The sequence below is a fragment of the Microcoleus sp. ARI1-B5 genome (assembly GCF_036705795.1).
Classification (GTDB): domain Bacteria; phylum Cyanobacteriota; class Cyanobacteriia; order Cyanobacteriales; family Microcoleaceae; genus Microcoleus.
In genome coordinates, this window is record NZ_JAUBVK010000019.1 from 62,891 (window position 1) to 71,754 (window position 8,864).

Here is an 8,864-nt window from a genome sequence, read left to right on the forward strand (position 1 = left end):
AATCAGGGAACTTCGCCGAATACCAATCAGAATAATCTCAATCAGGGAACTTCGCCGAATACCAATCAGAATAATCTCAATCAGGGAACTTCGCCGAATACCAATCAGAATAATCTGAATCCGGGAAGTTCACCTTATACCACTCCCAGCAACAATTTGTCTCCCAACACTGGAACTGGCAACGGCACGGGCAATTTTTGAACTCCCGCCGTTTGGAGTTAAGCTAAGACATGGAAGTGGCGATTCCCTACCCTACCCTTCGGGAACTCCTACGGAGAACGGGATAGCTTCGCTCGCGCGTACTTGAGGAGACCTACTGTGTCAAACTTAGTTCAACGACTAGAAATAACCGCTCATCCGCAACTAGAAAAATCCCTCGGCTATCGAGGAGACAGCCGCTGGGTAGCTTGGCGGTGGGAACCCGACATCGACCAACTTATTTCCAGCGACGGCAAAACAGTCAGCACTGGCAATAATATGGCTTGGCTGGTGTTTTTGCAGCACGATTTAGTTCAGCCTGCGCTACAAGAGTACAACTTCGGCGAGGGCGATCGCTACTGGCTGCTTTTAGACACCGAAACTCGAAATCTCTACGTTGGCGAAGGGAAAGCAGTGCAAAGTCTGCTGGAACAGCCGGAAAGTTTAGCTTTGTTAGCCTGTCTGGATGGCGGAAATGCCGATCGGCAAAATGCTGAAAATTGGCAGCAAACACTATCAAAACTAACCGCAACCGCAGCCTTTCGCCACCTGACAAATGCGATTCCTTTCGGAATTGCAGCAGCTTTAATAGGTGCTTTAGGAGTCGGAACCGGATTGTGGGTAGTCCCGACGGTGCAGCAGAAACTAGCCGAAAAAACAACTTTTGTTTCCCCAATTAGTTCTGCCGCCAACTGCGGGATTGGCGGTTCCGACGATTTTTCAGCTTATGTCGGTTCGTCAAGCTCAGATAAAGAACTTCACTTAATCGGGGTTTACGAGGCTAATTCGGATCGCGGGAACGGAAATAGAGCGAAAAGTGCGTTAGCCAAGCCCGCCCCTACGGGGGCTACGCCAACGAAGAGGATCGAAATCAAAGTAGAACGCCGAAACAAGCCAATAATTCTCGCACTTTCAGCCTACGAACCAGTCAACTGGAACGTGACTGTAGAACCGGGAGCCGTTATCGAAAAAATCATTGTTAACGGATACCACAACCAAACTGTTTCAGGAGTTTCTAGAATTCCCATAGAAGAGCACAGCTACGAAGAAACCGGAGAGTATATCGGCGACTTTATCTACAAGTGGGGTGCTACCGCCGAAAATTACCATACTCCCTCCCTCGTGACTAAATTGGAAGAGATAAACCGCACAAAGCTAACTTCTTTTCAAGGATGCTACAGAGGTACGAACTTTAGTATTAAATGAGCGCAGCGACAGACAGCAAAAAAATAAAACTCTATGTTGCTAAAATCATAAAACCCGCCCGCGCGGGTTTTTTATTGAAATTTAACATTCTTAGTATTTATATGGTATAATATGCCGTGGCGTTATTATCAATAATCATATAATGTCCGGTAAATTCAATGACATCAAGAAGGTTTGATCGTTCGCACTTTAGTCCTCTGCTTGATGCGGACTTGCATTCCGAACGATCGAACCAATTTGATTGTGTTGGTTCTTTTCGGACTTGAGATCAATTTCCAATTCTCACAATGCTAACACAATCTCTATGAAATACTGGTACGAAACCCTCGCAGTAGCGCAGCGAATTTTAATTGAATTGGGAAGGCGGCGGCGCAGCTTAGTCTTGTGGAGTATTTTTCCAATTTCTATCTTGCTAATCAACGGTTTAATTTTAAAAGAACGGGCTAATCTCACCACAGCAAAAGCCTTTGAAACTGCTGCACCTGCAAGTTTAGTAGGAGCGGCTTTATTTTTTAGCTGTCTGGGCGGCAGTGTAGCAACAGTAGTGTCAGAGCGAGAACAGCATACTCTCAAACGCTTGTTTGTTTCCCCCTTGAGCGGCACTTCCTACTTTTTAGGAATTTTTCTGGCTCACAGTTGCATCGGCATCGGTCAGGTACTTTTAGTATATGCGATCGCCTCTTTTTTGGGAGCACAATTTCAAGGCTCTATTGTGTTAGGATGCGCGATTATCTTACTGAGTATTGTATCTTACGTAGGCGTCGGGTTTATTCTCGGCACCCAGTTTGCGAGGCGCACTGAAGATGTCAACTCGCTAGTAGCAGCTTTCGGCGTTCCTTTGTTGATTTTAGGAGGCGCATTTTTGCCGGCTTCGCTGTTTCCCAAAAGCCTGCTGGATCTCGCCCAGTACAATCCAATTTATCACATGAACGAAGCGCTGATGGGCGTTTGGGCTGGCGGCAAAGATTTTGCGGATATTGAGTCGCACTTTTGGTTTTTGTTTATTTTTGCTATTTTAATGATAGGAGGCGGATGGCTGTCATATCGGCGGATGTTGAGAGTGGAAAGAAGACTTTAAACAAATCAGGGGAAGGAAAAGGTAGTTTATAGGAAAAACCAGGAGATTTAAAACCTTGCTGCAAATTGAAAAGCTAAATAAGTCTTACGGCGAACGTTCAGTGCTTAAAGATTTAACACTGCACATTCAAGCTGGCGAAATTTACGGTTTGCTGGGGCCAAACGGGGCCGGAAAAACGACAACTATCAATATTTTATGCAATTTGCTAAATGCCGACAGCGGTAAGGTTTCCATTAATGGCGAACCTGTTTCGGAATCTACTAAACTGTTAATCGGTGTAGCGCCGCAAGAAAATTTGCTTTACAAAAGCCTTAGCTGCGAAGAAAATCTCAATTTTTTTGCTCAAATTTATGGTTTAGATCGCAAACAGCGCCGCTATCAAGTAGAGCAATGTTTAAAAGCAGTAAATTTAACAGATAGAGCTAAAAGTCCGGTGGAAACTTTGAGCGGAGGGATGCAGCGCCGTTTGAATATTGCGGTGGCTTTGGTACACCAGCCTAAATTAGTAATTTTAGATGAACCGACAACGGGTTTAGATATTGAGGCTCGCTATGAAATTTGGGAGTTAATTCAGCAATTGCGATCGGAAGGAATTACGATTTTGCTGACTACTCATTTGTTGGATGAAGCTGAGCGTTTGTGTCAGAGAATTGGGATTTTAAAGAATGGTAGTATTGTGGCTGAGGGCTGTTTGGAGGAGTTGCAAAAAATAATTCCGGCTCAGGAAATTATTGTTGTTAAAACTGCGGAAGAAGAAAAGGCGATCGCCCGCGCAGCAGAATACAGCTTCCTTCCCCGCCGCTACGGTAGCGATTTGGCTTTTTGGCTGCCGGAACGTTTGGAATTAAAAGATATTATTTTGCGCTTTGATGGGATTTCTATTGATTCGATCGCTCGCTATCCGGTGCGGTTAGAACATATTTATGTTGAGGTGACAAAACAAACTCTATCTTAATCTGCGTCCATCCGCGTATATCCGCCCACATCAGCGGTTACAATTCCAAAGTAATTAACTGAGCAATTTCTTCAGTCTGAAAACCCAAAGCCATCGGCTTTTGCACTTGAGGAATCACCTGCACATCATAAAGTTCCGTGACAATTCCTTCAAACCGCAACCAATGAACGATCGCCCCAGTAGTCAAATCGATCGCCATCATACCACAGCGAGCCTCAGCATCCTTGGCCAGCAACAACTCATCCAATTCTAAACCGCTAAAAGTGTTGTCACCTCCCCTCGGTTTGGAGAGTCCAACAATTGCCCAATTTTGCCAAAATGCCAGTCCTCGGACATATCCCGGACAAAACGCGAGATCCTGAAATTTCCCTGTGTCTAAATCCACATAACCAAATTCCCCTCTCCCCGAATTCAACAACCACAACTTATCTCGATACCAGCGAGGAGAATGCGGCATTGACAATCCCGTAACGATGATATCATTAGATTGAATATCAATAACTATACCGCCGTTTTTTCTGCGATCGCGCCAGCCATCCACCACATCCGACTGACTCGACGCCGTGACATATTTCGCCTCCCCGGCCACCATCGCCAAACCGTTGAGGTGACAGCGGTCTTCATTTATATATTGTGAGATAAAACCGGGTTTCCAGATAGGTTTGCAACTGTGGCGATCGCTCAAAGTAGCGATACAATTAAACAAAGTGCTAATAAAAATGATTTGATTATTTTTATCGACAGCGATATCGTGAATGTCGATATCTCCTGTAGTATAACCGATTCTTGGTATATATAATTTATCGTATCCTTGGTATAATTTCCCGGCTTCTAAGACATTATCTAATTGCCAAAGTTGATATTTTGAACTTAAATACAGGCGTTCCGGCGTGCAGAAAAGTCCCATTGCGCGATCGAATATTCGCCAAAATGCCGAGATTCTGTTGGTTTCTGGGACAGCACCGATTAACATTAACCTGCTGGTTTGATAGGTGGTGCAGGCGAGGCTGATTTGTTGTTGGGTTAACCAAGATGGAAAATCGATCTCGCCAAAAATCTCGTGTTCGGAGACTGTATTGAAAGTAGCTTGTTCGTTATTCATAGAATCTAGAGGCATATCTTTAATATATCCAAAATGTAGCGCGATCGTAATTCCCCCGCCTTGCGGGTTTTATCGATCCTACTTGACCAAACTCAACATTCATCTGCGTCCATAGCCCGTACATCCGCCACCATCTGCGGTTAAAATTCCCAAGTAATTTTGTCCTCATGACAAAGATCCGACTTTTCCGACTTTATGATCCGACTTTTCCGACTTTACAGAGGCATGGGCCCGAAGCAATGATAGAGATAGGGAAAGCCAACCCACGATGTCTAGATTGTAAAGATATCGTAAACCTGGATGTTGTGTTGCGGAATGTTAAATAAAAATATGCTATAAAAGATATGTCTGTGGTATGATACATTTAGGTTGCATCTAATTTATAAAAACCCATTCCAACGCGAGGTCAGTGAAAGCCCACTTTATTTCAGGATTACCGCGTTCAGGGTCTACCTTACTAGCAGCCCTCCTACGACAAAACCCCCGGTTTCATGCCGCTATGACTTCCCCCGTCGGGGGTTTAGCTGAGCGAATGTTGGAAGCCATGAGCGAAGATAATGAGTTTTCCACGTTTATTTCTCTGGAACAAAAACGGGCACTGATTCTCAGCATTTTTTCTGCCTATTATCACCTGCAAGCTGACAAAGAAATCATCTTTGACACCAATCGCCTGTGGTGCAGCAAATTGCCATTAATTCAGGAACTATTTCCCGAAGCAAAAGTCATCTGCTGCGTCCGAAACATCGCTTGGATTATGGATAGCATCGAGCTACTGATTCGCCGCAACGCCTTTGATGTTTCCCGGTTATTTAATAATCCAGCGGAACGGGCTACCGTTTATAGCCGTACCGAAGCATTAAGTCAAGGTTCGCGTTTAGTTGGTTATGCTTATAACGCTCTTCAAGAAGCATTTTATAGCGAACAGAGTGCATCTCTTCTACTGGTAGATTACGACCTATTAACCATAAAGCCGGCTAAAACAATGTCGCTGATTTATCAATTTCTGGGCGAAGAGCCTTTTGAGCATGATTTCGAGAATGTTCAATATCAAGAGCCAGAATTTGATAATAAATTGAAAACAACAGGGTTACATCAAGTGCGTGCTCAAGTTGAGTTTAAACCGAGAAAAACTATTTTACCTCCCGATTTGTTTGAGCGATTTGATGGCTTATCTTTTTGGACAGAGGCAACAAATAGCCGCGCTAGTGCGATTGTAGCGAAAGCTCAATAAACCGTAAAACCTTAGCCTCGATCCCCCCTAACCCCCCTTAAAAAGGGGGGGATCGGAATCTTCTCAAAGTCCCCCTTCTTAAGGGGGATTTAGGGGGATCGAGACTCGGCTATAAACGAGATTTCTCAATGGTTTTAGGCGATTGTGGACACGAATGGGGTACGACGCCGTGTCCCTACTAATAGCTAAACTCCTCGCCAGCGAGGACTAATAAACTCTTCAGTCCTCATAGCGAGGACTTGAGCTTTGATGCGGGGGTTGAAACCCCCGCCAGACTTGGATGTAAACGATAGATCTCAACGATTTCAGCAATTATGAACGTACCAACCATGAACAAGCAAATTATTTTCGTTGACTCCTCTGTACAGAATTATCAAAACTTGATCGAGGGCGCAGATGCTAACGCCAAAATAGTCATTTTAGATGACAAGCGTAGTGGCATTGAACAAATTACCCAAGCACTGGCTAGTGAAAGTGGCATTGAAGCAGTTCATGTAGTTTCTCACGGCAACCAAGGCAGTTTAAAACTCGGTGCAGATGTACTCAATGGGAATGACCTCGAAAATTTCAACACTCAGCTAAAACAGTGGGGAAATGCTCTGACAGAGAACGGAGATATCCTACTTTATGGATGCGATGTAGCCGCCGGAGAAACTGGCAATAATTTTGTCAAGCGGTTGAGTGAACTCACAGGTGCAGATGTCGCAGCCTCTAACGACTTAACCGGAAATGCAGCTAAAGGCGGCGACTGGGATTTAGAAATAGTAACTGGCCAGATTGAATCCGCCGTGCCGTTGAATCGGGAGGCGATGGAAGATTATGACTATACGTTGCTAAATTACGATGTCACGGTGGCAACCGATGATGGCACCGGCACTGTAGCAGGCACATTAAGCAAAGCAATTTTAGATGCGAATAACTCGGTGGGGGTAGATGACACGATTACCCTCACCACAGGTGTCGCTGTTACAGGGGTAATGAAGACCCTAGTTAACAGCAACATTAATTTTATTGGCAATAACAATAGTGTCAGTGGCGACTACGAGTTTCGGCCCTTCTTTGTCAAGTCGGGAACCGTGAATTTCTCCGACATGACTGTCACCAACGGTAGGGCACAAGGAGGGAGTAGTAATCAAGGGGGTGGCGGCGCTGGCATGGGAGGCGGCTTGTTCATTTATGACGGCAGCGTGACGGTGAATAACGTCACTTTTAGTGGTAACAGTGCTGTTGGTGGTAATGGTGGAGAAACAAGTTTGAGTAGCGGTGGTGCTGGAATGTTCGGTAACGCTGGCGGCTCGGGCGGTGGCGGGCTATTTGCAAGTAGTAGCAGCGATACTGGTGCTTATGGAGGTAACGGCAATTACGGCGGCGGCGGCTTTGGCGCCGGCGGCGGCGTCTTTGGCAGCAACGGCGGCTTTGGCGGCGGCGGCTTTGCCGGCGGCTTTGGCAACGGCGGCGACGGCGGCTTTGGCGGCGGCGGTGGCTTTGGCGGCGGCGGCGACGGCGGTTTTGGCGGCGGCGGCGGCGGCGGCGGCTTTGGCAGCAACGGCGGCTTTGGCGCCGCCGGCGGCAACGGCTTTGGCTTTGGCGGCGGCGGGGCTGGTATGGGGGGTGCCATCTTCATCCGCCAGGGTTCTTTAACCCTGAACAACGCCACCTTCAGCAGCAACACCGCCACTGGTGGCACAGGCAGCAACCCCGGCTTTGGCTTAGGCGGTGCTATCTTCGCCTTGCAGTTCACCTTGGACCCCGATTACAACAACCAAGGAATGCCCACTGCTTTGTCCACAGTCTACTCATCAGCAGCCACCTTCACCACCAACAATGCTGCCAATGCCACAGGCAACACCCCCACCAACGGCATCGGCACCAACCAGTATAACGACGACGTTTTCGGGACTATTGCCGGCCCACCAACACCAGATATCGCTGTCACCACTCCCGAAATCACTCCTACTACCCTACTAGCAGGCACAACCAACCAAAAACTCTACGAAATTGGCTTAGCCGTTTCCACCTTTAACGCCCAACTCACAGGCGTTACCCTCACTCCCAGCGGCACTTACACCCCCGCAGACATCGCTGGTTTCAAACTCATTTACTCCACCGACAACGTTTTAGATGCGGGAGATACCACCCTCCGCACCCAAATCCCAGTCGCCTCCGGCAGTCCCCTGAACTTTACCGGGTTCACCCAAACCATCAACACCGGCCCCACAGGCTACTTATTCCTAACATTTGACATTGCCACAGGTGCCACCGAAGGCAAAACCATCAGTATCGACGCACCTACCCTCGCTAACTTCACCTTCGCCTCCGGCAACAAAACCGGAACTCCCACCAGAGGCGACACGCAAACCCTCGACGGCATCCCTACCATTACCAGCGTCACCTCTACCACCCTTGATGGCAGTTATGGCACTTCTGGCAACATCAATGTCACCGTCAATTTCAGCGAAGCAGTTACCTTAGCAGGCGGTAACATGAGTGTTGCCCTAGACACAGGCGGTACTGTCACGATTGCACCTTTCATAGGCACATCTGCTGTGGGCACCTACACTCCAGCAGCCGGACAAAACAGCACGGATCTCAACTCAACTGGAATCACTTTAGCAGTCGGTGCAACCTTAAGAGATGCTGCGGGAAATAATGCAACATTAACTATTCCTGCGGGACAATCTTTAGCCAACAATAAAGCCATAGTTGTAGACACCGTTGTACCAACAGTAGCCCTAACATCAACTTCCCCAACCACCACAAACGCACCATTTATAGTCACAGCAACATTCAGCGAAAGCGTCACAGGATTTATAGCCAGCGACGTGAATCTTACTAACAGTACGATTAGCAATTTCACAGGTAGCGGCACAACTTATACTTTCACCGTCAATCCGAATGCTAGTGGCGCTGTCACAGTTGATGTCCCTGCTGCTACAGCAACGGATACCGCAGGTAATAACAATACCGCAGCCGCTCAATTGACTCGTACCGCCGATATTACAGCACCCACACTAGCCCTAACATCAACTTCCCCAACCACCACAAACGCACCATTTATAGTCACAGCAACATTCAGCGAAAGCGTCACCGGATT

6 protein-coding genes and 1 pseudogene are annotated in these 8,864 nt (G+C 47.1%); 6 read left to right on the forward strand and 1 reads right to left on the reverse strand.

The genetic code is table 11. The annotated features are described in order from the left end of the window. From QUB63_RS23725 to QUB63_RS23740, 4 genes and pseudogenes are all read left to right on the forward strand, one after another. Positions 1–201, forward strand: a pseudogene (locus tag QUB63_RS23725) (hypothetical protein); the annotation flags it as partial. A gap of 117 nt (positions 202–318) precedes the next feature. Beyond that, positions 319–1,404 (forward strand): hypothetical protein, encoded by a 1,086-nt coding sequence (locus tag QUB63_RS23730; protein ID WP_332947783.1) that lies wholly within the window; start codon positions 319–321, stop codon positions 1,402–1,404. Positions 1,405–1,708: 304 nt separating this feature from the next. Beyond that, positions 1,709–2,482: an ABC transporter permease gene (locus QUB63_RS23735; protein ID WP_332947784.1), complete on the forward strand. Its 774-nt coding sequence runs from the start codon at positions 1,709–1,711 to the stop codon at positions 2,480–2,482. 55 nt (positions 2,483–2,537) lie between these two features. Further along, the gene (locus tag QUB63_RS23740) at positions 2,538–3,437 is read left to right on the forward strand and encodes an ABC transporter ATP-binding protein (RefSeq protein ID WP_332947785.1); all 900 of its coding nucleotides are present in this window, start codon (positions 2,538–2,540) and stop codon (positions 3,435–3,437) included. Between the two features lie 37 nt (positions 3,438–3,474). Here QUB63_RS23740 and QUB63_RS23745 read toward each other — a convergent pair whose 3' ends face one another. Next, positions 3,475–4,554 (reverse strand): TIGR03032 family protein, encoded by a 1,080-nt coding sequence (locus tag QUB63_RS23745; RefSeq protein ID WP_332947786.1) that lies wholly within the window; start codon positions 4,552–4,554, stop codon positions 3,475–3,477. A 394-nt stretch (positions 4,555–4,948) separates the two neighbouring features. Between QUB63_RS23745 and QUB63_RS23750 the strand changes: the two genes are divergently transcribed. Continuing rightward, entirely contained in the window at positions 4,949–5,770 is an 822-nt protein-coding gene (locus tag QUB63_RS23750) for a sulfotransferase family protein (protein WP_332947788.1), read from the forward strand. A gap of 314 nt (positions 5,771–6,084) precedes the next feature. Then, a partial coding sequence (locus QUB63_RS23755; protein ID WP_332947789.1) for a DUF4347 domain-containing protein occupies positions 6,085–8,864 on the forward strand: 2,780 nt, incomplete at its 3' end.